This window comes from Stenotrophomonas sp. STK16_22 (assembly GCF_051984505.1).
Taxonomy (GTDB): domain Bacteria; phylum Pseudomonadota; class Gammaproteobacteria; order Xanthomonadales; family Xanthomonadaceae; genus Stenotrophomonas; species Stenotrophomonas maltophilia_A.
In genome coordinates this window covers 2,402,339-2,427,293 of record NZ_CP196972.1, presented here as the reverse complement: position 1 = coordinate 2,427,293, position 24,955 = coordinate 2,402,339, and the positions used below count along the sequence as shown (strand labels likewise).

Annotated in this window: 24 protein-coding genes; 17 read left to right on the top strand and 7 right to left on the bottom strand. The window is 63.3% G+C overall.

The features are described 5' to 3' along the window. Nucleotides 1-14 precede the first annotated feature (14 nt). Nucleotides 15-668 carry a response regulator transcription factor gene (locus ACSYAO_RS11220; RefSeq protein ID WP_049460981.1) on the bottom strand — a complete coding sequence of 218 codons (654 nt, stop codon included), beginning with the start codon at nucleotides 666-668 and terminating at the stop codon, nucleotides 15-17. Nucleotides 669-757: 89 nt separating this feature from the next. Here ACSYAO_RS11220 and ACSYAO_RS11215 point away from each other — a divergent pair, with 89 nt between their 5' ends. The 10 genes from ACSYAO_RS11215 (at nucleotide 758) to ACSYAO_RS11170 (ending at nucleotide 10,682) form a co-directional block, all read left to right on the top strand. Continuing rightward, on the top strand, nucleotides 758-1,423 hold the full coding sequence (locus ACSYAO_RS11215; protein ID WP_049460983.1) for a response regulator transcription factor: 666 nt from the start codon (nucleotides 758-760) through the stop codon (nucleotides 1,421-1,423). Further along, nucleotides 1,416-1,736 carry a hypothetical protein gene (locus tag ACSYAO_RS11210; protein ID WP_149908512.1) on the top strand — a complete coding sequence of 107 codons (321 nt, stop codon included), beginning with the start codon at nucleotides 1,416-1,418 and terminating at the stop codon, nucleotides 1,734-1,736. Before ACSYAO_RS11215 ends, ACSYAO_RS11210 begins: the two co-directional genes overlap by 8 nt. A gap of 161 nt (nucleotides 1,737-1,897) precedes the next feature. Continuing rightward, a complete protein-coding gene (locus tag ACSYAO_RS11205) occupies nucleotides 1,898-2,788 on the top strand; it encodes a hypothetical protein (protein WP_134950867.1) in 891 nt (296 codons plus the stop codon). 201 nt (nucleotides 2,789-2,989) lie between these two features. Beyond that, on the top strand, nucleotides 2,990-3,910 hold the full coding sequence (locus ACSYAO_RS11200; RefSeq protein WP_049460990.1) for a hypothetical protein: 921 nt from the start codon (nucleotides 2,990-2,992) through the stop codon (nucleotides 3,908-3,910). 81 nt (nucleotides 3,911-3,991) lie between these two features. Then, complete coding sequence (locus ACSYAO_RS11195; protein ID WP_049460992.1) at nucleotides 3,992-4,675, top strand: outer membrane protein; 684 nt, start codon at nucleotides 3,992-3,994, stop codon at nucleotides 4,673-4,675. A 165-nt stretch (nucleotides 4,676-4,840) separates the two neighbouring features. Then, complete coding sequence (locus ACSYAO_RS11190; protein ID WP_049460994.1) at nucleotides 4,841-5,371, top strand: fimbrial protein; 531 nt, start codon at nucleotides 4,841-4,843, stop codon at nucleotides 5,369-5,371. Nucleotides 5,372-5,441: 70 nt separating this feature from the next. After that, a complete protein-coding gene (locus tag ACSYAO_RS11185; protein ID WP_049460995.1) occupies nucleotides 5,442-6,185 on the top strand; it encodes a fimbrial biogenesis chaperone in 744 nt (247 codons plus the stop codon). A gap of 89 nt (nucleotides 6,186-6,274) precedes the next feature. Next, nucleotides 6,275-8,863, top strand: coding sequence for a fimbria/pilus outer membrane usher protein (locus ACSYAO_RS11180; RefSeq protein ID WP_049460997.1), 2,589 nt, complete (start codon nucleotides 6,275-6,277; stop codon nucleotides 8,861-8,863). A 13-nt stretch (nucleotides 8,864-8,876) separates the two neighbouring features. Beyond that, nucleotides 8,877-9,956 (top strand): fimbrial protein, encoded by a 1,080-nt coding sequence (locus ACSYAO_RS11175; protein WP_049460999.1) that lies wholly within the window; start codon nucleotides 8,877-8,879, stop codon nucleotides 9,954-9,956. Nucleotides 9,957-9,986: 30 nt separating this feature from the next. Further along, complete coding sequence (locus tag ACSYAO_RS11170; protein WP_161802494.1) at nucleotides 9,987-10,682, top strand: fimbrial biogenesis chaperone; 696 nt, start codon at nucleotides 9,987-9,989, stop codon at nucleotides 10,680-10,682. 45 nt (nucleotides 10,683-10,727) lie between these two features. Here the strand turns inward: ACSYAO_RS11170 and ACSYAO_RS11165 are convergent, their stop codons facing one another. Together ACSYAO_RS11165 and ACSYAO_RS11160 are read right to left on the bottom strand one after the other, a co-directional pair. Beyond that, complete coding sequence (locus ACSYAO_RS11165; RefSeq protein WP_049461003.1) at nucleotides 10,728-11,465, bottom strand: fimbrial biogenesis chaperone; 738 nt, start codon at nucleotides 11,463-11,465, stop codon at nucleotides 10,728-10,730. A gap of 10 nt (nucleotides 11,466-11,475) precedes the next feature. Continuing rightward, nucleotides 11,476-12,513, bottom strand: coding sequence for a fimbrial protein (locus ACSYAO_RS11160; protein WP_049461005.1), 1,038 nt, complete (start codon nucleotides 12,511-12,513; stop codon nucleotides 11,476-11,478). Nucleotides 12,514-12,740: 227 nt separating this feature from the next. On the opposite strand from ACSYAO_RS11160, the gene ACSYAO_RS11155 reads away from it, so the two are divergent. From ACSYAO_RS11155 to ACSYAO_RS11135, 5 genes are all read left to right on the top strand, one after another. Continuing rightward, complete coding sequence (locus ACSYAO_RS11155) at nucleotides 12,741-13,913, top strand: fimbrial protein (protein WP_223224627.1); 1,173 nt, start codon at nucleotides 12,741-12,743, stop codon at nucleotides 13,911-13,913. 32 nt (nucleotides 13,914-13,945) lie between these two features. Continuing rightward, nucleotides 13,946-14,659, top strand: coding sequence for a fimbrial biogenesis chaperone (locus ACSYAO_RS11150; protein WP_080356495.1), 714 nt, complete (start codon nucleotides 13,946-13,948; stop codon nucleotides 14,657-14,659). Between the two features lie 139 nt (nucleotides 14,660-14,798). Continuing rightward, nucleotides 14,799-15,389 (top strand): outer membrane beta-barrel protein, encoded by a 591-nt coding sequence (locus tag ACSYAO_RS11145; protein WP_049461008.1) that lies wholly within the window; start codon nucleotides 14,799-14,801, stop codon nucleotides 15,387-15,389. 454 nt (nucleotides 15,390-15,843) lie between these two features. Then, on the top strand, nucleotides 15,844-16,209 hold the full coding sequence (locus tag ACSYAO_RS11140; RefSeq protein WP_049461010.1) for a hypothetical protein: 366 nt from the start codon (nucleotides 15,844-15,846) through the stop codon (nucleotides 16,207-16,209). A 276-nt stretch (nucleotides 16,210-16,485) separates the two neighbouring features. Then, nucleotides 16,486-18,288 (top strand): hypothetical protein, encoded by a 1,803-nt coding sequence (locus ACSYAO_RS11135; protein ID WP_149908511.1) that lies wholly within the window; start codon nucleotides 16,486-16,488, stop codon nucleotides 18,286-18,288. A 145-nt stretch (nucleotides 18,289-18,433) separates the two neighbouring features. Here ACSYAO_RS11135 and ACSYAO_RS11130 read toward each other — a convergent pair whose 3' ends face one another. Continuing rightward, nucleotides 18,434-20,629 carry a TonB-dependent receptor gene (locus ACSYAO_RS11130; protein ID WP_049461016.1) on the bottom strand — a complete coding sequence of 732 codons (2,196 nt, stop codon included), beginning with the start codon at nucleotides 20,627-20,629 and terminating at the stop codon, nucleotides 18,434-18,436. Nucleotides 20,630-20,868: 239 nt separating this feature from the next. On the opposite strand from ACSYAO_RS11130, the gene ACSYAO_RS11125 reads away from it, so the two are divergent. Continuing rightward, entirely contained in the window at nucleotides 20,869-21,453 is a 585-nt protein-coding gene (locus tag ACSYAO_RS11125) for a TetR/AcrR family transcriptional regulator (protein WP_049461018.1), read from the top strand. A 53-nt stretch (nucleotides 21,454-21,506) separates the two neighbouring features. Beyond that, a complete protein-coding gene (locus ACSYAO_RS11120) occupies nucleotides 21,507-22,619 on the top strand; it encodes a DNA glycosylase AlkZ-like family protein (RefSeq protein WP_238380411.1) in 1,113 nt (370 codons plus the stop codon). 136 nt (nucleotides 22,620-22,755) lie between these two features. Here the strand turns inward: ACSYAO_RS11120 and ACSYAO_RS11115 are convergent, their stop codons facing one another. The 3 genes from ACSYAO_RS11115 to ACSYAO_RS11105 are packed head-to-tail and all read right to left on the bottom strand — an operon-like array spanning nucleotide 22,756 to nucleotide 24,937. Further along, nucleotides 22,756-23,034: a DUF3325 domain-containing protein gene (locus ACSYAO_RS11115; RefSeq protein WP_049461020.1), complete on the bottom strand. Its 279-nt coding sequence runs from the start codon at nucleotides 23,032-23,034 to the stop codon at nucleotides 22,756-22,758. Next, entirely contained in the window at nucleotides 23,031-24,641 is a 1,611-nt protein-coding gene (locus ACSYAO_RS11110; RefSeq protein WP_049461022.1) for a PepSY-associated TM helix domain-containing protein, read from the bottom strand. The genes ACSYAO_RS11115 and ACSYAO_RS11110 overlap by 4 nt, the downstream gene beginning before the upstream one ends. Further along, entirely contained in the window at nucleotides 24,638-24,937 is a 300-nt protein-coding gene (locus ACSYAO_RS11105) for a DUF3649 domain-containing protein (RefSeq protein ID WP_049422199.1), read from the bottom strand. The genes ACSYAO_RS11110 and ACSYAO_RS11105 overlap by 4 nt, the downstream gene beginning before the upstream one ends. Nucleotides 24,938-24,955: the final 18 nt, after the last annotated feature.

The following is a 24,955-nucleotide window of genomic DNA, read 5'->3' as shown; positions in this document are numbered from 1 at the left end:
CACCACGCGCCCGATCAGCGCTGCGGATCGGGCACCTTGAGGCCAAGATCGGCCGCGAACGAGAACAGCTCCGCATCGCGCTCGATGCCCAGCTTGCGCATCGCGTTGACCTTCTGCGTGCTGACGGTCTGCTTCTTGCGGTCCAGGCGTGCGGCGATCTCGGTGATGCTCAGGCCTTCCAGGAACAACCGGACCACTTCCACTTCCTTCGGCGAAAGCGCGGTCACCCGGCGCTGCTCCTTGCGGCGCAGCAGTTCCGCCACCGCCGGCGAGTGATAGCGGCGATGCGCATAGACCGCCATCACCGCTGCCTGCACCTGCGAAAGATCATCCGACTTGCTGACAATGCCGGCGGCGCCGCTGGCATCGAGCTTGTGGATCAGGCCGGGCTGGTCCAGGCCGGTCATCACCACGATGCGCAGGGAAGGGTAGTGCAGTGCGAGATAACCCAGCAGCTCCAGCCCATCGCCAAACGCACCGCCGGGCATCGCGTAGTCGGTCACCAGGACATCGCAGGGTTCGCGCTCAAGCAGGGCGACCAGTTCGGTGGAGTCGGCCGCTGCGCCGATGCACTGGATGGCAGGCGCCTCATCAAGCGCACTCCGCACGCCCAGGCGGATCACCGGGTGATCGTCGGCAAGGGCAACGCGAATGGCCAACGAGTTCATCAAGGCGAGTATCCGATGGAAGCGGGAAGGAACCCAGTGCCGGCAGCCGGCAGGGACAACACAGTAAAGAACCGCAAGGACATCATGTCATGAATATCCGCATTGTCATCGCCGATGACCATCCCGTCATCCTCGCCGGAGTGCGTGAGTCCCTGGCCCAGGAGCCGGGGATGGAAATTGTGGCCACAGCTGGAAATTCTACGGCATTGGTCGAGGCATTGAGCAAGCATTCGGTGGATGTGGTCGTAACCGACTTCTCGATGCCAGGGGGCGAGTATGGCGACGGCGTTGCCATGATTGGATTTCTTCGCCGGCGCTTCCCGAAATTGCCACTGGTGGTGCTCACCAGTATTTCGGGGGTGCAGGTGCTGGCCAGCATCGGGCGGGCGGGGGTGAACTGCATTGTCGGCAAGCTCGACCCCGCGGCCGACCTTGCCTTGGCGATCCAGTCGGCGAGATACCAGCGTGGTTTCCTGTCTGCCAGCATCGTGCAACAGCTTGAGCAGCTGTACGACGTTTCCCTGACCAAGCGTGAAGTGGAAGTGCTGCGCATGATTGCGCATGGAATGACCCAGAAAGAGATTGCTGAGCAGCTCAAGCGCAGCCGGCAGACGGTCAGCACGCAGAAGCACTCGGCCATGCGCAAGCTGGGGCTCAAGCGCACCAGCGAGATCTTCGACTATGCCCTGGATCAGGGCCTGGTTTCGGCCTCGCAGGTGGCGCGCGGCCAGCCCGAGGGCAGCGACGATGGATGACGCCGCCGCAACCGGACATTGTCCGATGGAAACTCAGGATCAGGGCGATAGGGTGGAGGCATCGATTGCCGACACGCGCGGAGCCGCCATGCCCCCTCTACTTGACGCACGCATTGCATCGCTGATGTGGAGTTTTGCCCAGCTGACGCCGCATGGACAGAAGCGCTACATGGAACTTCTCAACGAGTACCTGTATGCATCTCCCAGCCAGCGCAAGCAGATGCGCAGCGATTGGATTGCGGCCTATGGCCGGAGCTGCGCATGTGGCGATGAACTGGAGCCGCACTGGCAGCAGGAACGACGCAAGGCCTGACGGCGAAAACTAGAACGAGTCAGACAGCATCAGGGAAGGAATCCGGTCACCTTGGCTGGGTCGGCTACAGCACAGAGTCCTCGTCCTCTCTGGCGGCCGGCATTCCCTTCAATGGAGCTGTCACGATGAACAACCTGCGTCACCTTTCCCTGGTGGCTGCCTTGCTGGCCGGCCTGTCTCCGCTGGCCGCAACTGCCGCCGAAGTTCACCTCTCGCCGAACAGCAATGGTGGAAGTGGTGCCATGCCGTCTGGCTACGGCACGTTGTACTTCAATCTGAAAGAAGGCGATTGGGCCGAAGAGATCACGTTGCCAGCGAATCCGCGGTCGGGCGACGAGGTTCTGTTGACCTCCGAATCGAATCGCATGGCGCGCCTGGATACATCAGGCACCAGCTTCAAGGATCTGGTGTACCTGCCGGTTGGCCGGGGAACTTCGCTGTGGCTGTTCTGGGATCCGAGCGTGAACAGCTGGCTTGTGCTGGGTGGGCATTCGGCTCAATTCGTGCAGCCGCAGTGGGGCATGCCGGAGCTGAGCATTCCGCCATCCGGGGCTCCGGTAACGCAGGTGCACGACAGCGGCTGGAAGTTCACCGCCATCAATCTGCCCGATGCTGCTCCGCAGGGTGCACAGTTGGCGGTCACCAGCCGGCAGAGCAATGACATTCTGGTCCGCAGCGGTTCCTCGGTCATGGTCTGTGCTGCGGCGCAGGCCTGTGCCTATGTGTTCGACTTCCCCACGGGCCAGTGGCATCCGCGCAGTGGCGTTGTTGAGATCAGCGCATCGCAGGTCGACCTGCCAGCACCCACAAACCGCTGGACCACGGTCATGGTGGGCAGCCCTGCCGACGACCTGCAGACCCCGGGCATGTTGCGCCTGCCGGCCTCCGGCGTGGATGGCGATGTCTATCAGGTGAAGAATCCTTCGGGGGATCACTTTGCCTACATCCTTGCCGACAACACCGATCTGGGCGAGGTGGTGCCGGTCAGTAGTGGCGTGAACACGTTCTACTTCGATGCGGGCCGCCGCATCTGGATGCATCAGCCCAGGTAAAAAGCCTTGCCTGGCGTGCGGCCAGAAATCCTGGCCGCACGTATCCCCAGTGAATCAGAGTTTGTTAGTGAAGATCTGGTGAAAAATAGGACGAGTCAGACAGCTTGAACGGCGGATCTCCATCAGCCTGATGGGGCCGGGGCGCACGCGCGCGAGTGCGGGTGCGCTCCGGGTAATTCCATTCAAGAGAGAGCAGATCTGATGACGAAGTCGCATCGCAATACCCTGCTGGCCGCCCTGCTGGCGTGCCTGGCCCCGGCTGCTGCATCGGCCACCGAGGCCTACCTGACCCCGAGCAAGAACGGCGGGAGCGGCGTCATGCCGTCGGGCTACAGCAAGCTGTACTTCGAGCTGGCTTCCAGCGATTGGGTCAACCAGATGCAGCTGCCGGCGAACCCGCAGGGTGCCGACTTTGTCGTGCTCAGCTCGCTGGCCCACGGCAGCAGTCGCCTGGACGCAGCCAAGACGGCCTTCGCCGATCTGGTCTACCTGCCGATCGATACCTATGCCAATGTCGAGCTGCGCTGGAGCAAGAACTACAAGCGTTGGGATATCTGGGACGGCCTGAGCGCCCGCCGCGTGATCGCGCGTGGTGACATTGCTGTGCCGCAGTCGGAGCATGCCGTCACCCAGGTCTATGTCGGCAGCCAGCTCGGCCCGGTATCGATGCTGTTGCCGGCCGCTGCACCGAAGGGGGCCGTGCTGGCCGTGGCCAATGACAGTGCCCATGCCGTTGCAATCAGCGGCAATGAGATCGCAGGTGGTCGGGCTTTCGCGTGCCCGGCCACCCAGGCCTGCGCCTTCGTGTTCAACAGCGGCGACGGCAAGTGGCATGCCCGCCATGGTCGCGACCACATCAAGCCGACCGAGTACCAGTTGCCGAAGCCTTCGCAGCGCTGGACCGACCTGGTTACCGGCAGCCCCGCTGAGGATGTGACTACTCCGGTGACCATGCGCATGCCGGCCGATGCCATTGACGGTGACATCTACCAGCTGACCGATCCGTCGAACTCGAATTTCTTCAAGGTTGAAGGTGCTGGCGCCAAGGCGCTGGGCGCCACGCCGGTGACGCTGCGCTATGACGCCACGCAGCGCAGCTGGGTGCGCCAGTACGAGAAGTAATTCGCGTGGATCCCGCGTCCGGGCGAGCCGAGGTCATGGCCCGCCCGGTGATCCGTTTCACTCCACAGCAAGAGACACCCAATGAACGCAAACGCACTGCTCCTGGCGGCGACGGTCGCCTGCTGCCTGCCGCAGCTGGCCCACGCCAACACCAACGAAGGTTACTACGCCACTGTTCGCATCGTTGATGCCGATCACCGTGCCCGCAACATGGATGCCAGCGCCCGCCCGGGCATTGGCCGCTTTGTGGCAGGCGACGAACACCAGCGCTTCGTCACCGGTGCCGTGGGCCTGGGATACGCGCATGGCAACGGCTGGCGCACCGAGGGCGAGTACACCCTGCGCCGCAGTGACACCTACACCAGCGGATCGAGCACATTCGCCACCAGCTTCAACAACCATGACGTTACCTCGCAGCGGCTGATGCTCAATGTCTATCGCGACCTCGCCATCAACGAGGCGTGGTCGATCTACGGCAGCGCGGGTGCCGGTCTTGCACAGCTGAAATCTGCCGGCTGGCAGGGCAACGAGGGCCGTCGCTATGGCAGTACCACGCGTACTGGCCCGGCGTGGTCGGCCGGGGTAGGTGTTTCTGCCGTCGTTTCCAACGGTGTGCATATCGACCTGGGCTACCGCTACGTCGACATGGGCAGTACCGAAAGCGGCTGGAACACCTTTGGTAACGCACGCGGCCTGCAGGACGAAAAGATGCGCCTGGACCTGGCCTCCAGCGAGTTCCACCTGGGCGCCCGCTGGGCGTTCTGAACCGGGAGCTGCGATCCGGCAAGGGCTGACGCTTTTAGTCGTTGTCCTATGCCTGCCGGATAGCGGCATCCGTAGCATTTCCTCTCGAAGGGAATGCCCTTCGCTCAAGCCCATCAACGCGCGGCTTGAACGCAAACAACCAACCCTAAACAGGAATTAATCAACATGAACAAGCTTGCAATTGCTCTGTCCGCCGCGCTGTCGCTGGGCGCTGTTGCGTCGGCCAATGCGGCCGACGCCACCATCAGCTTCAGCGGCGCCATCAATGCCACATCCTGTTCGGTGGGCTTCGCTGGCGTGGCCAGCGGTCCGCTGAGGCTGGCGACTGTCACTAAGGCCACCGTCGAGTCGGGCACAGAGTCGTCCCGTACAACTCCGTTCACTTTGGAAGTTGGCAGTACGGCTAACACGTGCCCTGCCGGCACCATGGAGGTGAAGTTCGTGGATCCGTCGGGTTCGGTCGACGGCAAGATTGGCAACACCGCCGCCAGTGGCGCTGCCACCAACGTTGCGGTGGAGCTGATCCATAAGGATGAGGTGCTGACCCTCGGCGTTGACACGATCGATGAAACGCGGGCCACCGCGGGCGTGTACCAGTACGTAATGCAGGCACGCTACCTCCGCCCGAACCCCGCCGTGGATGTGGTCGCTGGTGACTTCGTAGGCAGCGTCGGCGTCGAACTGACCCTGCGCTGATCCCAACTGTAGCGTCGGGGCCGTCATTGGCCCCGGCGCAGCGCCGCCACACGCCTGCCGGAGTCCAACCATGTTGCGCACTATCTCATTCGCTGCTACTGCATCGCTTGCGCTGCTCGCGTCGAGCGGTGTGTCGACCGCGGAAGCCCGTATCTACCTCGACAGCACACGCATCATCTTCGCTGAGAACAAGCGTGAAGCCACTGTCCGCGTCACGAACGAGTCAAACAACCCGTCATTGGTGCAGACGTGGATTTCCGAGGAGGCGTCTGGCTCTGAGCCGAAATCCTCCACTGTGCCGTTTGTCATTCGGCCGCCACTGTTCCGTATCGATGGGGGCAGGAGCCAGGTCATTCGTATCATGCCTGCGGGGGTACAGCTTCCGCAGGATCGTGAAAGCCTGTTCTGGTTCAACGTCCGAGAGGTGCCCGCAGCTGCACGTGGCGATGGTGGTACCCAGCAGATGCTCCATCTCGTCCTCAACAAGAAGATGAAGCTTCTCTACCGGCCCAAGGCCCTTCGTGCTGACGGAGCCAGCCAAGCGCCCGCTCAACTGCAATGGAGCGTTGTCAAGGACGGCCAGGAGTGGGAGCTGCAGGCCACCAACGGTTCGCCGTTCTTCGTCAACGTAAACAGTGTCGACGTTACAAGTGGAAAGGTCGATGTTGGCACGGGCGCAGTTCCGCCAATGGGTTCGGCCCGCTATCGGCTGAGCCATGCACAACGCCAATCGCTCGGTCAGAGCATCACGTTCGAATATATCAACGATATGGGCGGTGTGCGCAGCATCAGTCTGCCGCTCTCCCAGCCCTGATCGTCGTCTGAATTCCCACCGCGTTTCAGCGGCATGGGCCTGCCTCGCGGGCTCCGAGCCCTCTTGTGCCCTTGAACTGGAAATTTCTCATGAACCGTCCATCTTCGACATCGATGCTGCGTCACCACCGCCTCGCTGCGGCCGTGCTTGCTGCACTGCTGCCGGTCGGTGCGATGGCGGCCCCTGCGCTGGAGTTCAATGCAGACTTCCTGCATGGAGCAGGTGCTGGCCTGGACCTGAGCCGCTTCCAGAATGATGGCCCGCTGCCCGGCACCTACAGTGCCGACATCGTGGTCAATGACGTGCTGGTGGGCCGTCACGATGTTGAGGCACGTGCAGGTGAAGATGGTGAGGTAACTCTGTGCCTGGATCCGGCGTTGTTTGCGCTGATGTCGCTGGACGAGACCAAGCTGGACGCCTACCGCCAGAAGGATGAAGGCCGCGATCTGCTGCCGTTGCCGGAGCAGGCAACATGCGAGGCGATCTCGCGCTTCATCCCGTCGGCCAGCGTGTACCTGGACAGCGGTGAGCAGCAGCTGCAAGTCTCCATTCCGCAGGCCTATCTGCGCTCGAACCGTAGCGGCTGGGTGGCTCCGGACCGCTGGGATACGGGCATCAATGCGGCGCTCATCAACTACAGCGTCAACCACAATCGCTTCGAGAGCGGCGGCCGCCAGAGTAGCCACACCGGCGCGACCATCGATGCCGGGCTGAATCTGGGTGCCTGGCGCTTCCGCCACAGCGGCTACTTTTCGCAGGACAGCAACGGCAATCGCAACTACAGCGCAAGCCGTAGCTTTGCCGAGCGCGAAATCCGTGCGCTGAATGCCCAGCTGACGGTAGGGGAATCATCCACTGCGGGCGACCTGTTCGATTCGGTCAGCTATACCGGCATCAATCTACGCACCGATCCGCGCATGCTGCCGGAAGTGTTTGGCAGCTATGCGCCGATGGTTCGCGGCCTGGCTCAGACCAATGCGCGGGTAACCATCCGTCAGGCAGGCCGTGTGGTGTTCGAAACCACGGTGGCACCGGGACCGTTTGAGATCGACGACCTGCGCAATACGGCGGGCAGCGGCGATCTTGAGGTTGAGGTCACCGAAGCAGACGGTCGTGTGGAGACCTTTGTCGTGCCGTTTGCCTCGGTGCCGCAGTTGCTGCGTCAGGGCCAGCAGCGCACCAGCTTGACGGTCGGTCAGCTGCGCAATGATGCGATCGACGCGCCCGCGTTCGTTGAGGCGACCCTGCGCCGTGGCGTGGGCAGTGGCTTCACCGCGTTTGGTGGCGCGACCGTTGCCGATGGCTACAACGCGATCATTCTTGGCGGCGCGCTGAATACCCGTCTCGGTGCCTTCTCTGGCGACGTGACCTTCTCTGATACGCGGCTGCCGTCGCCGATGGAGGGCTTCGGCAAGCGCATGCAGGGCCAGTCCTATCGCCTGGCGTACAGCCGCAGCTTCAATACGGCCACCAGCTTCACCTTGGCGGCCTACCGCTACTCGACGGAGGGCTATCTGTCCTTCAGCGATGCGGCGCGCCTGCGCCACGATCTGGCCAACGGTAACTCAGGCTCCAGTGTGACGCGCCAGCGCAGCCGGATCGACCTGACCGTCAACCAGCGCCTGCCGAAGGGCTCGCTGTACCTCAACGGCAGCACCACTGACTACTGGAGCGAGAACCGCCGCACCACCAACTTCTCGCTGGGCTACAACGGCCAGCTGGGCCGTGCTTCGTACAGCATCAGTGCCCGCCGCACGCTGGAATCGTCGCTGTTCAACCGTGGAAGCCAGAAGCAGAGCACGGGTGCCTATCTGAGCGTCAGCGTGCCGCTGGGCCGTGCGCCAGCCGCACCGCGCCTGAGTGCCAGCGCCAGCAGTGACCGCAACGGCGGTAGCTACCGCGCCGGTGTCAATGGCAGCTTCGGCGATGGCATGCAGGGCAGTTACAACCTGTCCTACGGCCAGGCACCCGGCAGCACCAACATTGGCGCGAACGTCGCCTATGCCGCACCGGTTGCGAACCTCAACGCGTCGTGGAGCCGCAGCGACACCAGCCAGCAGCTGGGTCTGTCTGCATCCGGTGGCGTGGTGCTGCACGGCGACGGCGTCACATTCTCGCAGCGCCTGGGCGACACGGTGGGCCTGGTCCACGTTCCGGATGGCCCGGGTGCAGGTGTCGGCAGCTATCGCGGCGTCAAGACCAATAAGCGTGGCTATGCGGTGGTGCCGTACCTCAGCGCCTATCGCATGAATGAAATCGCGGTCGATCCCACCGGTCTGCCGATGGATGTCGAACTGAAGAGTGGCTCGGTAACGGCGGTGCCCACCGCCGGTGCGGTGGTCAAGGCGGTCATCCCGACCGCCAGCGGCCGCACTGCGTTGATCGAGGCGCTGGACAACCAGGGCCAGCCGCTGCCATTCGGCCTGGACGTCTATGACGAGGCCGGCCAGGTGGTCGGTGTGGTCGGGCAGGGTAGCCGCCTGTGGGTGCGCGGTATCAATGACAAGGGGCAACTGCGGGTGAATCCGGGTGCGAATCCGGCGCAGAGCTGCACCATCAGCTATGACCTTGGTGCTGCGGCCAGTGACCAGCTGTACATCAGCAGTTGCCTGCGTGCCAACGTTGCTGAGCGCAATGAACATTCCGAAAGCGAGATGGCGCCTGGCGCCCCGAACTGAAGCAGGTAGCGCTATGAAGAGCATGCAATCGATCACAATGATCTCTACCCATCTTGGTGGGGCGGGCCGAGCCACGATGATGAAACTGGCCTTTGTCGTTGGTGGGTTGCTGCCCTTCGCTGGAGCAATGGCGTGCACTGCGGACCCCAATGAGCTTATCGAGAGCCGGAACCTGGTGTACCAGGATGGCTTTTCCGTGGGCGCTGTGATTACAGATTGGTCCAATGGCGCTCAGGGAAACTATCTTGAGGGTTGTGCCCCGAACGTATGGGTCTCGCTATCCATTGTCGCAACGTCTGTGCCGGTCGGTACCGTCGATGAAATGCCGGTTTTTGCTACCGACAACGCCAACGTCGGTGTTCAGTTCCAGTATCAGTACAATAGGGGAAGAGGGGAAGGTGGCGGCCCGTCTTGGTCGGCTTGGTACGATCTGAGCACGACCGCCGCGACCCATGTCACCAGAAGTTTCGTAGGGACTCACCCCATCACTGAGTATGTTGGCCTGAATTACCGCGCGCGCTTTGTGGCACTTAGGGCCTTCAGCGGGGATCAGCGGGTCGGAAGGGTGCAGGTTGCCGATGTAACGGACCTGACCTACGGAAATGCGCTCAACCAGCGGGTCTTTACAGGGTTCCGGCTGGATGCGCCCATACAGCGCAGTTGTGCGTTCACAGGGGCGGTTGACGGGCGAAAGGTCGAGCTTCCGTTTACGCATGTTTCATCCCTGAAGGATGAAGGCGACGTTGGGCGAGCGGCCGAATTCAGCTGGAGCTTCCAATGCGACTACGGAAACCAGGGTGAAGAGGAAGCAATGGGGATTAAATACGAAGCCGGCACCACACTGGTGAATGCAGAACAAGGCTTGATGAGTGTCACTGGAGGCGCAACGGGAGTGGACCTGCAGGTGAGGCGTCGTGATGGTGGAACGATGGTGCCTGTTGTGTTCAGCACGCCTGGCGAAAGACCCCGATGGATTAAGTACGAGGCAGAGGAAGGCACCGAGTACCTCGACGTGCGCTATAGGCGCAATGCGGATCCTCTGGTTGCCGGCGAGGCGAATGGTTCGCTGCTGATCTACATCGAGCCATGGTGAGGGCAATCAATGCGCAGATTCATATACATCATGGTTGCTGGCCTTCTGGCAGTTTGCCCCTTGGCACAGGCCGATCTGGGCGTGGAGCACAGCCGTGTGGTGCAGGCTGGCGACTCACCGGTTTCCGTGCGGGTGTGGAACGACGGTGTCCGTGACTCCCTGGTGCAGGCATGGATCGACGTGGGAGACGGGGCCGCGCGTCCGGAGCAGTTGAAAGTTCCGTATGTGGTTGTCCCGCCGATGTTCAAGCTGTCACCTGGCCGGAATCGCGACATCATGATTCGTGCAATCTCCGGCCAGTCCTTGCCTCAAGATCGCGAGTCTGTGTTCTGGCTCAATATCCTTGATGTTCCTGCCGGGGTTCGACAGGACACGGCGCCGAAGCTTGAGTACGCCGTAAACTGGCGGATCAAGGTCTTTCATCGTCCGAAAAACCTGAAGGGCTCGGTTGACACGGCCGCATCCGTGGTGGACTGGCAGATCGAGAGTAGCGGTGAGACGTCTCGCTTGATTGCTCGAAACCCAACGCCCTTTCACGTTAGTCTGGCACGGCTCGATCTAGACGGACGACAGCTGCTGCTTGAGCCAAGCAACGCATTGATTGCGCCCTTCTCTGAGTGGTCATTGCCATTGCACGGCGATACCGAGGGCGTGCAGTTGAACTTCAGGTGGGTTGATGATGCTGGAAGGGCGCGTAACGGCCAGGCAAGCGTTTCCGGTCGGTAGTCGAGCGCGTACGGTCGCCAGCAAACGGAGCGGCTTGAGCCGGAATCAGTGAGACAGATCAAGCGGGCGCTGAGCGCTGTGCTCGATCCCCCTGTCGTCGACCCATGTCATCTTCACGTCGAGCGCATTTGCAGGGACGCTGGGTTTCTCTGGCAATGTTCGTGACCATTCGCCGAACGGGGGGACCTGGGCGCGATCTGCTTCAATGGAGAGGGCCAGGGCTCCCAGCTTGAGGTCCGCCAAGCTGACGAAATAGGGCGTGGGGTTCGTCACATGCAACGCGATCTGGCCAGTAGCATCGGTCCTGACGCTCCACCGCAGTGCCGCAGGTGCTTCCTCGGGGCTGCCAGTCAGCCCCGCAGGGCGATGAAAGACTTTCAGCCGCCAGCGCATCGCAAATTCGAGCGTCGGCGCGTTGGCGCCAGTTGTGCGGGCAGGGACATCGGCGATGTTCAGCCACAGCAGTGATTCTCGATCAGTGGGCAAGGTGCGGGTCTCCGCTTCGCGGATCTGAATGTCACGGGTTTTGCCTGCATCCAGCCGGAACAGTGGGGGCGTCACAAAGTAGGGGGTTCGCAGAGCCTCCAGTGGCAACTCCCCGTTGCCTTGGTCCACCCACGCCTGAATGAGCGATGGGTCGCTGCCGATGTTGCGCACCCGGATGCTGGTTGCTGCGGTGCTGCCTTGCTCATGAACCACGCGAGTAGCATTGACCTGCAGATCTGCACTAGCCGGCAGGGACAGCGAGGCCAGAAGCAGCGTCAACAGCGTGCGATTCAACATGGGTCTGCGCCTAGAAGGGAATGGCTTCGATGGTCAGGGTGCTGCTGGCTGTTCCCGGCACCAGGGGGCTGGCGTTGCGGATGAAGCGCACCTGCATGGCCTGGCTGCCGCTGCTGGGTAGGCCGCCCGTACCCGGGCTCAAGTGGTTTGCGTACCATGTCTCAAAAACGATGGGCTCCTGGGTTCCGTCGGAGCGCTCCAAGGTCACCAGCATGTCCACGCCTTTGGCGTCGCCGCTGGTAGCCAGGTGTCCAGCTGAGTCAGTGATGGCGTCGGCCGACCTGAAACGGAAATCGCCCCTGCCGCTATGGCCCTGATTGCCGGCGCGACAGCTCCAGCTGAAGGAAAAATCGGCCGGCTCTCCCATGTCACCCGTATTCTTCAGGAGGGAGGTGTGGGTGTCTGGCAGGCGCAGCGAGGTGGGCGGCCTTGCGCTGAAGCTACAGCTGGCTATCTCGCGCAGCCTTCGTTGGGGGCCCTCTACCGACAGTTGCTCCAGCGAAAAACCGTAGCTGCGGTCCGACGCCACCAAGGGTTCCAGATCGCCCATGGCAATGGTTTCCCCGGAGAACTCACGCAGCGCGATGAACCGGTAGTCCACTTCAACAATGATGGGTGCCGTGGGGGTGCCTTTCACGTAGTGCGCATGCGCTGTGATGGGGGTGCCTGCTGTTCCTGGCTCCTGCCATTCGGAGTAGACCGGCTGGCCCGCGCCGTTGATGGATTGCACATAGCGGTACTCCATCTGAATGCCAATACCTTCATGGTCCGTCCGGAACGTGGTGCGCCCCTGGTGGAACCCGGCAAACCCGGTTGCGGAGCGAAGCATCATCTGTGCGCTTGAAATGGGATCGCAATCCACGTAGTACGCGACCGGCGCTGTCATCCAGTCGACTACAACATCGCCTGCCTCGTAGGAATCGTAATAGCCTGCCAGCGCCGCCATCCATTTTTGCGGCCCGGCCGAGCAGGCCGCCTCCACCGCCCCCGCGGGTGCCAACAGGCACAGCAGTGCGACGTATCGCCAGATGAAGACGGTCCTTTTCATGGTGTGGGCCTCCGGGCCGCATGGCGCCTGTGGTGGAGAGTAAGCGACGCACAGGAGCACTGCCAATGGCCTGCGGGAGGGACTGCTCCAGGTGAAGATATTGTGAGGGCGTCCGCGTTTGGTACATGTCCTATATATGCTCACCTGCCTGTTGCCGATCCTGTCAGCCTCTTCTTTTGCCTGTGGGGCAGTACCGTATGTGTACGCCAAATACCGTGGGACGTGCCTTGGGCGCCGCCAAGGCCATCGCCGCGATGACCCGCCATTGGTTTCCCCGCGCGGAGCCCTTGCCTGTGTCCTGTACGGTGTGGAACATTCGCGCATTGCTGGCGCAGGTGCTCGTCATGCCTGAACTCTTCCGGTCGTCCTTGCGCCTCGCAGCCTGGGTGTCCTTGGTGCCTCGTACCCGTCGTCGGCTGTTGGCGGCAGCGTGCGCCTTCCTATGCTGCCCGTTGTTGGCGCATGCAGCCTGCAGCGGCGGAGGCGTCAACCCTCGCTTCTCCGCGCCAGCGAATGTCGAATTCAGCGGCAGGGATGTGCCATTGAATGGCGCTCTTACACCGTGGCTGGTGGCAAATGGCGGCGCCCCCACTGCGGAGTTCCATTGTTCGTCCAGTGATGTCATCAGCCATAGGGTGGAAAGCCATGGTGGCTTCAACATCGAGCGTTACCACGAAAGCGGTGCTTCCTATGTGGTGTACCCCACCGGTGTGGAAGGCGTGGGCTTTGTGTTCCTGGTCGAATCGTCGCGCGGTGGACAGGGCAGGCCTTCTGCCCTGGGCTACGACGAGGTCTTGCTCAGCGAGGGTGACACCCCTGCCGGGGATGTCGGCACCCGCATCATGGTCAAGTATATCCGCACGGGTGATCTGCCCAGTGGCAGCAGGACCACTTTGGCAAGGATGATCATGCAATCCCGTTTGTACGATCGTTCCGGTGGGCTTTTCACTGACGAAAATCTATGGATTGGCTCGGGTGTTCTGACAATCCGCGATCGTCCCAGCTGCAGGATGCGGGGCCAGGATGTACCGATGGGGTCTATTCCTGTATCGAGGTTCAAAGGCGAGGGTTCGCATGCGGGCGAGCGCCGCTACGAGCTGGTGCTGGATTGCGAGGCGGGTGTTGGGCAGGTGAACTATCAGGCCGTACCAACCACCGCGGTGATCAACAGCGAACAGGGCTTGGCAGAAGCCAGTGGTGGTGTAGTAGGCGTGGCCTATCAGTTCCTTGATGGCGACGGCTCGCCCATGCGGTTCTACGACACGAAGGAGTTCGGGCGTGGCTCCTCCAGCACGGAGGTGCTGACCAAGGCATTCGGCGTGCGTTACCAGCAGACCCTGCCCACCATCACGCCAGGTGATGCCAATGCGGGCCTGGTGTTCAGCCTCACTTTCCCTTGAAGCAAAGCGAAACGCGCGGAGCGAGCATGGCCATGAGTACAACCTTGCGCTGCCTGATTGCTGCGCTGCCGCTGCTGTTTGGTGTGGCAGCAAAGGCGGAAGTCTCCGTGCAGGGGACGCGTGTGATCTATCCGGCAGGGCAACCGGAAGTAGCAGTTGTTCTGAAAAATGAAGGACAACGTGCCTCGCTGATCCAGGCATGGGTCGCCGATGGCGGCATTGAGCAGAAGGCCGAAGCCTCCCGGGCGCCATTCGTTCTCGACAAGCCCTTGTTCCGGCTGGATGCGGGGCAATCGCAGGTTCTGCGCGTGCGCGGCCTCCCGGAGCGAGCACCGAAAGGAGATCTTGAGCACCTTTATTGGCTGAATGTAATGGACGTGCCCCCGCGCGAAACCACCACGGGAGAGAACACCGTGCAGCTGGCGATTCGTTTCCGTATGAAGGTGTTCTATCGGCCTGCTGGCTTGGGCGCGCCAGAGAACCCCGCGGCCAAGGTCCGCTTCAACCAGACGCAGGATGCACTGACGCTACACAACGATTCCCGGCACTACTTCAATGTTGCGGAGATGACGCTGGTATCTGCAGCAGGCGAGCGTCCACTTGACAGCTTCTATCTCGCGCCGGGAGAGACGAAGACCCTGGCCTATCCGGCTGGGTACACCGGGCCACTGACAGCGGTGCGCTACAGCTGGGTGGATGATGACGGCATTCTGCACCAGGAAAATCCTGTTATTAAGCGCCCGTAGCGTCGAACGTCGTTCGACGCTGAGCCTGAATCCAGGTGAAAGGTGCGTGAATTCAGGCTGAAAATTCGTCGTTATCCTATACCGCTGGCGTTGGTTGCGGAGGAGGCTGAGCCTTCCACCAACACTGGAAACAGGCCGCATGTTCAACAAGAAGACAGTTGCTCCCCTCCTCGCCGCACTGGCACTCGCTACCGCTCCCATCGCCGCCCAGGCCGCAGACCACGAAGGCTTCTACGCCTTTGGCGGCATCGGTGCCACCGGTATCGAAGGCGAGCTGTCCACCAAAGAGAAATCCGTCAAGCAGAACGACACGGTGTCCAGCCTTCATGCCGGCGCAGGCTATCGCTGGAACCGGCACCTGGCCGTGGAGGTTGAAGCGCATTCAACGCTGGGCAAGGCGGATCTGCTCGAGCTCGGCGAGGTGAGCAGCTACGGCATGCGCGGCGCGGTGGTGGGCATCGTGCCGCTGGGCGACCGCTTCGAACTGGTCGGCAAGCTCTATGTTGGCAATGAGCGCAGCCACTGGCGCGAGGGCAGCGTCAAGCCGTACTGGGTGAAGACGAACGAGATCAACGTGGGTGTGGGCGTGGGCGCCCGCTATTGGTTCAACGACGCCATGGCCCTGCGCCTGGATCTGGACAATCTGGGCAAGAGTGACTACCGCGCCGGTCCGAGCAAGGGTGAGCTGAAGGTCAGCGCGATCAACCTGGGCCTGCAGTACCAGTTCTGAGGCCTGTCGCCGCTGGCGCGCTGTGGCGTCCGGTCGGGGCGCCACAGCGAAGGTCGGGTGACCCGCATAGCCGCGAGGCGGAGGCGGGTTGAGCGCTGAAAACAAGGCGTATTCGCCGCTTCGGCAGTATGCGACAATGCCGCCCGTTACATGATGTCTCCGTCTGTGCCGCTGCGGCGCTTGATGTCTGCCGCGCAGTTGTGCCCATGATGGGGTGCCACCGAAAAAGGGTGGCCGGGTGTGGAAGCCCGTTGACTATGTGCTGGTAACACTTGCCAGCCGGCGCCGCCTTGTGTGGCGCCGGCTGGCAATCCGTTCGCGTTCCATGGCGGGCGGTACGTGGGGTGCGCGCAAGCGCATCCGCCGGCCAATAGCACTAGTCACCGGTTTCCACACACGTACCGTCCGCCGCCTTTGTTAAGGGCGGTGCCGTAGCCTTGCACGGAGACCTGCCATGAACGCAACCGATATTCCCCCTCTGCGCGCCCAGTACACCCCGGCCAATACCGATGAGGGCACAGCGGAGACGCCCGATCCCAACAGCCTGATCGCCTTGCTGCACCAGATTGGCCTGGGAGCGGCGGCCGACGGGCAACCCTGGCCCGAACGCCATCAACTGCCGGGCCGCTGCCTGGCGCTGGCCGATGCCGATGGTGCGTTGGCCGGCCTGCGCGTGGTGCAGGAGATCCTGCTGGCGGCCGAACGCGCCCGGCAGAATGGTGGCCCCGAGCACTACGTGGGCGACCGGGTGATGGAAGGGTTGAAGCTGGCCGCGTTGGCGCTGACCAACCAGGCCATCTATCGCCTGCATCCGGAATGAAAGCGTAGGCCGACGTTCAGTAGATCCACGCCACGCGTGGATGCTCTGGCATCGCCGTTTGTGGAGTCGAGCCATGCTCGGCTCATTCCATCATCGCGCGAACGGCAGCCGGGCATGGTTCGGCTCTACAGGACGGCAGGCACAATCAGTGTAGCCGCATCAGTGGCAGTTCAACCACGTAGCTTTTCATAGCAGTCCTATGGAAGAAGCGCCTGCCTGCAGCGAGGCTGTATTGGCTCTCTAGGCCGTACTTCTTCAACCATCCAGAAGGCTTACATGAATCGCTCACGCACCACGCTTGGCTTGGCTCTGTGCCTGGCAATCACGCCTGTACTCGCGGCGGGTTCGAACTGCAGAACCACCTATTGGACGCCGGAAACAATCGGCTTCAAGGAGCAGCTGCCCAATACCTCCACGCCGCCAGGCGTTGGTTGCATGCTCACAGAGTTCTCTGTCAATGACAGGAACTGGATGGACAAGATACGTCTTCCGCATGCATTCGGGCCGCTGGACATCATCAACAATGCAGCTTCCAGTGAAAAGACGCTGGAAATTCATGATTCAATCAGCGGCGTCCCCGGCAAACCACTCAAGCTGGCTGCTGGTCGTGCCATCTCCTTTCTTTCGCGCAAGAGCGGCCAGTCCGTGTATACCTGGGATAGCTCGTCGCAAAGCCCACCAAACACATCACGATGGCAGATTCCACGCAATAGCCAGCTGATTTCCATCATCGACCTGCGGAATGGCAAGCATGCTGGTGAGTTGATCCTGCCCTCTGTTGGCAAGGCATTCGACACGATCACCATCGAGAACAATGCAACTTCGGCGACCAAGGTGCTGGGAACACATACGCCATTCCCCGGCCAGCGCATGGATGTTGCATCGGGGGAGGCCGTCCGGGCCGAATTCGATCCCTTCGCACGTCGATGGATGTGGGTGCATGCACCTTACAGAGAGAAAAAGGTGAAAGACCGGTACCACCGTGTTGCATCCCGTACTGTCATGGAACTCCAGGATGGCGAGTGGGCTTCTCCCGTAACCCCGCCGAGCGTTGCGCATGACCGGGATCGGATCATTCTGCGCTCCAGCGCAACCTGGGACTCAGAGATCAAGGTGAACAAAGGCGACCCGGCCAGCAAGCATCTCCCCCTGCGCCGCGGCGATGAGTACGAGTTCGTCTTCGTGGCCGAACAGAACCGCTGGCATCTGTTGCGCCAGTCGATTCGCCCGGTTGACACAACCAATCAGAAGGAAGTACGGCTGAAGGACGAGGGCTATGACGTGATCGAAGTGAACGCTCCGGTCTCCGCCCCGATCACGCCCAACGTCATCCTTCCCAAGCCGCGGCAAGGGCTCCGTGTCATTGCGGTGGGTCATCCTGTAATGACGATGAACATCATCGCCGACAACCTCAATGTTCCCGTACTCCAAAACGAGAAGATCGCATTCCGCGTGAACGACCGCGGCCTTTGGGAGCGCGAAACCACCACCATCGACCTGTTGTGGGTGCTTGACAGGAGCGCCGGGGAGTTTCTGTACAGGTGGGATGCACTGGTGCTCATGCGCGAGAACATCCGGCGGGCCAACGAGGCACTGGAGAACTCGGGTGCCACGTTCCGGTACAGGCTGGTTGGCAACCCCATCGAGGGCTTCACCTACCCCGGCGTGGACCTCAAGGACGTGCCTGCCGATCTTGCGCGCGATCGGAACCTGCAGGCGCTGCTCAAGCAACACCGCGCTGACGGCATTTACTACGGCGGAAGCAACCGCTGGACAAAATCCGAGGTCTGCGACTGGGCCGACTATTCGTACACCGAGAAGTCCTTCGTCATCGCCACGGCGCTCACGTGCCCCACGTCTGCGTTCAGTCGTCGGGCAGGCTTCGCATTGGGACTTCCGGACAACAGTGTTTCAAAGCCTGTGCCGGTTATCGGCTCCGGAGATCAGCTCCCCTTCTACCCGACACCGCACCGGATGCTGCCGGATGGCCGCTGGGCCTTCAATCCAGGGCAGGAGACTGTGCTCGATAACATGAACTCAAGAGCCAAATCCGTCGCTCGATTCTCCGACAAGTGGTGAGCCCTTGTTGAGCGGAGATTGACCCTTCAGATGCCTGGGTCCCTGTAGAGCCGAGCCGTGCTCGGCTCTACAGAGTGAGGTGCCAGGCATTCTGTAGGGTCGAGCCACGCTCGACTCTACAGGTGGTGCGTGCGTGCCGCCCGCCTCAGAAATCCATCGTGGCCGACAACAGCACCGTCCTCGGTGCGCCCAGCGCCAGGCTCGACAACAACGGCATGCCCCAATACGCCTTGTTGGTCACGTTGTTCACGCTGGCGCGCAGGGCAAGCGGTCGTCCGGCCATCGTGGTGCTGTAACGCGCACCCACATCAAACAAGGTGCGCCCCGGCACCGACAGGCGGTTGTCTGCGCTGATGTACTGCTTCGACATCGCAGTGGCATTGCCGGTCAGGGTCAAGCCCTCCAGAGTAGGCACATCCCATTCCACGCCCAGCTTCGCCTGGCGCTGCGCAACGGCGGTAGCAATGCGGCCTTCATTCACGCCACCGGCGGTGCGGGTCAGCTTCGGCTGCACGTAGGCCACGCCACCCAGCAGGCGCACGCCGTCCAGTGGCGAGCCGAAGAAGCCCCATTCCACGCCACGATTCCGTTGTTCGCCACCGAACGAGAAGATATTCGTGACCGGGTCGGTGTAGCTGCTCGGGCGCTTGATCTCGTACACGCTGAAGGTATGCGCGAAGCTGCCCAGGTCCAGCTTCAGGCCCAGCTCCTTCTGTTTGGTGCGGAACGGTGCAAACACATCGCCGGCATTGGCGGCGGTCATCGGTGCGGTGGCGCCCTGGCTTAGGCCTTCGATGTAGTTGGTGTAGACCGAAAGCTGATCGGTGGCCTTCACCAGCAGGGCGGCCGCCGGGGTGGTGGCGCTCTCGTCATAGCGCGAGGTGCGCGCACCGCTGGCCACGTTGAAGGTCTCGCTGACTACCTGCTGGCGGCGCACGCCCAGCGTCAACTGCACGCGGTCATCGGCGAAGGACAGGGTGTCGGCGAAGCCGAGGCTGTCCAGCTTCAGCTCGGTATGCGAGATGTGCGGTGCCACGAACGGTGCCGCAGGGCCCCACACCGGGTTGTAGAGGTTGGTGGTCCAGTCCCAGCCCGGCACGCTGCGGCGGCCGTAGTCGTTCTGCGTGTGCTGGTAGTGGGTCACGTTGGCGGCCCACTGATGGCTCACGCTGCCGGTACGAAAGCTGCCGCGCAGTCCAGCATCACCGGACTGCCTTTTGATGTCGAACGCCAGCTGGCCCATCACCGTGGTGAAGTCACCGGCCGGGTTGAGGATCTGCGCGCTGATCGAGCCGTTGTAACGGTAGTCGGTCTTGCTGGTGCCATAGGCCAGGTAGGCCAACAGGTGTTCGTTGATGTCCAGCTCGCCGCGCAGCATCGCGCCCTTGTCCTGGCTGTCCACGTAGGCCCAGTCCGGGTTGATCAGCGTGTCGCCACGCGGTGGCCGCGGAATCGCCACGCCCGGTGCCAGGCCGACGCCACGGGCCGGCCCGTCCACGCGGTCGTCGGCGCTGTACAGATCGGCCGACAGCCGCGCACGCTCGCCACGCCAGTCCAGTGCCAGCGAACCCAGCTGCACCTTCTTGCGCTGCTTGCCGACCGCACCGTCGCCATCACGGTAGGCACCGTTGAAACGGATGCCGAACTGCTTGTCGGCACCCAGGCGGCGGCCCACATCCACATGGGTGCCGAACTGCGCGTCGGAGGCGAAGTTGGCGCTGACCCGCAGCAACGGCTGCTCGCCCGCACGCTTGGGCACCAGGTTGACGCTGCCACCGACCGAGCCGCCCGGCGGCATGCCGTTGAGCAGGGCGGACGGGCCCTTCAGCACCTCGATGCGCTCGAACATTTCCGGCGAAGTGCGGTAGTACGGCGCCATGCCGCTGAGGCCGTTGAAGGTGGTATCGCTGGTGCTGGAGGCGAAGCCGCGGATGGCGTAGTTCTCGCTCCAGGCGCCGGTCACGCCGTTGCTGAATACCGTGGGGTCGGTGGCGGCGATGACGTCGGTGAGGTCCTTGGCCTGGCGGTCTCGGATGAAGGCTTCGGTGTAGCTGACCGTGCTGAACGGCGTATCCATGAAGTCCTTGTCGCCGAGCAGGCCGACCCGGCCACCCGAGGCCACCTGGCCGCCGGCATAGTCGCCGGTCACCCGACGCTGTTCCTGCACCTGCACCGAGGGCAGGGTGGACGGCGCGGAGTCGGCCAGCGCTGCAAACGAGGCCAGCAGCCCCAGTGCCAGGGCCGACACGCGGTAGCGCCGGGCCATCGGCGGATGCATCTGCACGCGGATCATGTCGGCCGCTGCGGGCTGCAGCGGAGAGGGAAGGTGGTACACGGTCATGCCAGGTTCCTGTAAATGGCAGGTGCGAACGCGCCTGGCGCGCTGCCGACGGCAAGCACGGGGGAGGGCGCAGCGCAGGGTTGTCGGCTGGGTGGGGACCTGGCGGGAAGTGAGCCATGGGCTCGATCGCGGACGGCGGCGGGGTTGCGAACCACACGCATTCCGAATTAGTTGAGTAAATTAAACTAAACCATATGAAGCGGACAAGAGGGTCCCTTTGCTGGCACCCTCGCTACGGTATGAACATGCACCCTGAAACCCCGGCGTCGGCCCGTGGCCGTCCGCCCACCATCACCCCCGATCGCCTGGCCGACATCGGTATCAAACTGGGCCTGCCGAACCTGACCATGGCCAACGTGGCCGCCGAACTGGCGGTGACCCAGGCCGCGCTCTACAAGCGCGTGGCCAACCTGGAGGCCTTGAAGCGGCTGGTGGCCGACACGGTGTTCCAGCGCTGGCAGATTCCACGCGCCTCGGCCGATGCGCCGGGTGGGCTGCAGGCTTACCTGCTGGGGTTCGTGGATTCGCTGTGCGAGGTGGTGAGAGCGCACCCCGGGCTGCCGCCGTACCTGCTGCGCCGTTCGGTGGCGACTGCACCGATGCTGGACAAGATCGCCTCGCACCAGGCGCATGTGGCCGAGGTGTTCGGCCTGCCGCTGGACAAGGCACGCTGGCTGCTGGCCACGATCGCGTTCTACTGCATTGCCGGTGCGGACACGGTCTACGGGATTGCCGACGACGAAGAGGGCCAGGTGATCACCGAGTTCAAGCAGGGCATGCGTGCGCTGGTGATCGGTTCGCTGGAGGTGTTGGAACTTCGGTAGAACCACGCCATGCGTGGATGCCGTTACACGTTTTGCCACGGCCCCATCCACGCATGGCGTGGATCTACAATGCGGCCATGCCTGCCACACCCACCCTCGATGATCTGCGCCGCCATGCGGTGGCGCGTACGCTGTTCAAACCGACTACGCTGCTGACCGCGATCCGGCGCCTGGGCTTCGTGCAGGCCGACCCGATCCGCGCACCGGCACGCGCGCAGGACCTGACCCTGCGCCACCGCGTGAAGGACTACCGTGCAGGCGATCTTGAGCGGCGTTATGCGCGCCTGCCGGTGGAAGAAGATTGCCTGGTGAACTACGGCTTCCTGCCGCGCGAGCATCTGGCGCTGATGCATCCGCGCGTTTCCAGGCGCGCATGGGATGCCGAAACGCAGCGCCGCGCGGCGGACGTGCTGGCCTTCGTGCGCGAACGTGGCAGCGTGCATCCGCGCGAGGTCGACCAGGCGTTCGCGCATGGTCGGGTGACCAACTACTGGGGCGGTACCAGCAATGCCAGCACGCACCTGCTGGATGGCATGCACTACCGTGGCCTGCTGCGCGTGCAGCGGCGCGACAGCGGCACCCGCATCTATGCCGTAGCCGACCACGCGGAAGCTGATGCCAGCGAGCAGGCACAGATTGAACGCGCCGCCGCCCTGATCGATCTGGTGGTGCGCAAGTACGCGCCGCTGCCGTCGGGCAGCCTGACTTATCTGGTGCGCCTACTGGGCTACGGCGCACCGCATCTGGCCGAACAGACCCGGCAGGCGTTGGTGTTGGCCAAGCAGCAGTTGGCCAGCTGCACGCTGGAGGGCACCACCTGGTACTGGCCGATCGACGAGAACCCGCGCTCGCGCCGGCATGCGCCGGACGAACAGGTGCGCCTGCTGGCGCCGTTCGACCCGGTGGTGTGGGACCGCCGCCGCTTCGAGCTGCTGTGGGGCTGGGTCTACAAGTTCGAGGCCTACACGCCTGCACCGAAGCGCCAATACGGCTACTACGCGTTGCCGGTGTTGTGGCACGACCAGGTGGTGGGCTGGGCCAATCTCAGCGTGCGCGACGGTGAACTGGCGTCCAGCGTGGGCTATGCCGGCAAGTCACTGGCTCGCGACAAGGTGTTTCGTGGCGCGCTTGAAGACGAACTGCAGCGCATGGCGGAGTTCCTGTAGCGCCGAGCGGCGCATGGGTGCCTATCGCTCCCGGTGCCCACCAAGGTGGGCAGCTACCAAAGCAACGCCGCTCAGGCCCGGTAGTCGCCAACCTTGGTTGGCGCCGTGGTGTATGGGTGCCCACCAAGGCGGGCATCTACCGATTCCACCGCCCATGCACCACCATCGCCAACACCACCACGCCCGCGGCAACGCTGGTGTGACCGGACAGCGCGGCCAGACCAGAACCCACGCCCAACCCGCGCATGGCAAACACGGTACTGAACACCAGCAGTGCCCAGCCCATCGCGCGCAGCTGCTGGGTTGCCTGCGCGCTCAGCACACGATGCATCACGTCCCGCTGATGGCGTTCCATCGCCAGTGCCAGGCAGGCGAACGCGGCCAGCGACAACACGAACAGAATGACGTGGATCATGCGCTGGCCTCCGGTGCCGCAGTGCGTGACGCGGCAGACGGCCGTGCACGCTTCACCTTCGGCGCATGCCGCCAGGTGCGCCAGGCCAGCAGCGTGTGCAGGGCGGCCAATGCCAGCAGGGTCAGGTCGGTGCCAGCGAATGCCCAGTCGCCCGCGGCCAGCGTGCGCCACAGCGGATGCAGCGTGGTCACCGCAGTCAGCACCGGCAGCAGCGCCAGCAGCAACGCCGCCAGCAGGAACTGTTCGATCCATGCACGCTTGGGTGTGCGCATCGTGGCGTGCACGAACATGGCCGCCCAGGCCAGGAAGAACACATGCACCTCCCACGCCGCGCGCGCGTCCATGGCAACGGGCAGCAGGCGATTCGCCCACAGGTAGGCGGTCATCGCCACCGACAGGCCGGCGACGGTGGCGATGTTGAGACGCTCGACCAGGCGGAAGCCGAAGTAGGGGCGCTGCGGATTGGGCAGCTGCGCGCGGCGCTTGACCGTCCATAGCACCAGCCCGGTGCCGACCATGGCCGTGCCGGCCAGGCTGACGATGAAGTACAGCCAGCGCAGGGCGGCATCGGCGAAGCGGCCCAGGTGCAGGCCATACAGCACGCCCTGGGTATCGGCCGCAACGCCCGAGTGTTCCTTGATCTGCAGCAGCTGCCCACCGCTGCCGTCGAACAGCAGATAGTTCGGGGTGGTCGAAACACGGCTGGACTGCGCACGCACCACGGCCACGCGTGCGTTCTCGTCGCCGGGATTCTGCACCTGCACGCTGCCCACCGCGCCGGCTCCCCAGCGCTGCTCGGCCTGCTGCACCAGTGCACCGACGTTGGTGAGCGGAGCAGGGTGGCCGGCGGCCTTCTGCGGTGGCAGGAACAGGCGCATCTCGCTGACGACCTCGGCCTGCTGGCGCTTGTCCGGCAGCTTGGCCAGGCCCCACGGCATGTACAGTACCGCCAGCATCACCAGGCCGCTCCAGGTGATCATGAAGTGGAACGGCAGGCCGAGTACCGACAGCGCCGCGTGTCCATCCAGCCAAGAGCGCTGGCCCTTGCCCCAGCGGAAAGTGAAGAAGTCGGCGAAGATCTTCTTGTGGGTGATCACGCCGCTGACGATGGCGACCAGCATGAACATCGCGCACAGGCCGACGATCCAGCGGCCCCACATCGCCGGCATGTAGTGCAGGTTGAAGTGGAAGGCATAGAAGAAGTCGCCGCCGCCGGTGTCACGTGCCTGCAGCGGTGCACCGGTGCTGGCGTCGAACAGGCCCGAGTCGAAGCCATGCCGGCCACGCCCGCCCGGGCTGGCCCACATCGCCGACACCCACGGCATGCGCGTGCTCGGCAGGCTCAGGTTGATCTGGCTGGCCGCAGGCGTGTCGGCCATGATCGCCGTGACGGTACGCTGCGCGACCACAGCGGCGTCCGGCAACACGGACGGTGTGGCGATTTCCGGGCGGGTGTAGCGCGAGAGCTCGTCGCGGAAGTAGCTGGCGGTGCCGGTGAGGAACATCGCGTACAGGATCCAGCCGGCCAGCAGCCCCACCCAGATATGCAGGTCGGACATGGTCTGGCGGATGCCGCGTGGCTTCGGAGTGCGATCGACCTTGCTCATGCAGCGCCTCCGTTGCCGACCGTCTGTGCGATCAACCACAAGGGCAACGCGGCGACGATCAGGCCCAGCCACGCACGCCACGCCGAGCGCACCGCGAACACCCAGACCACGGCGCCGGCGTACAGCAGGAAGCTGGCCAGCATGCCGGTGAACACGGCCTGGCGACCATCAATGGGCAGCGCCAGTGCCGCGATGCTGCACAGTGCGGCCAGCACATAGCCGCCGAACAACGCGGCGATGATGCGTGAGACCAGGGGCAGCCAGGTCAGCACGGAGGCGGTACGGGAAACGGTCAAAGCACTTCTCCAGGGCAC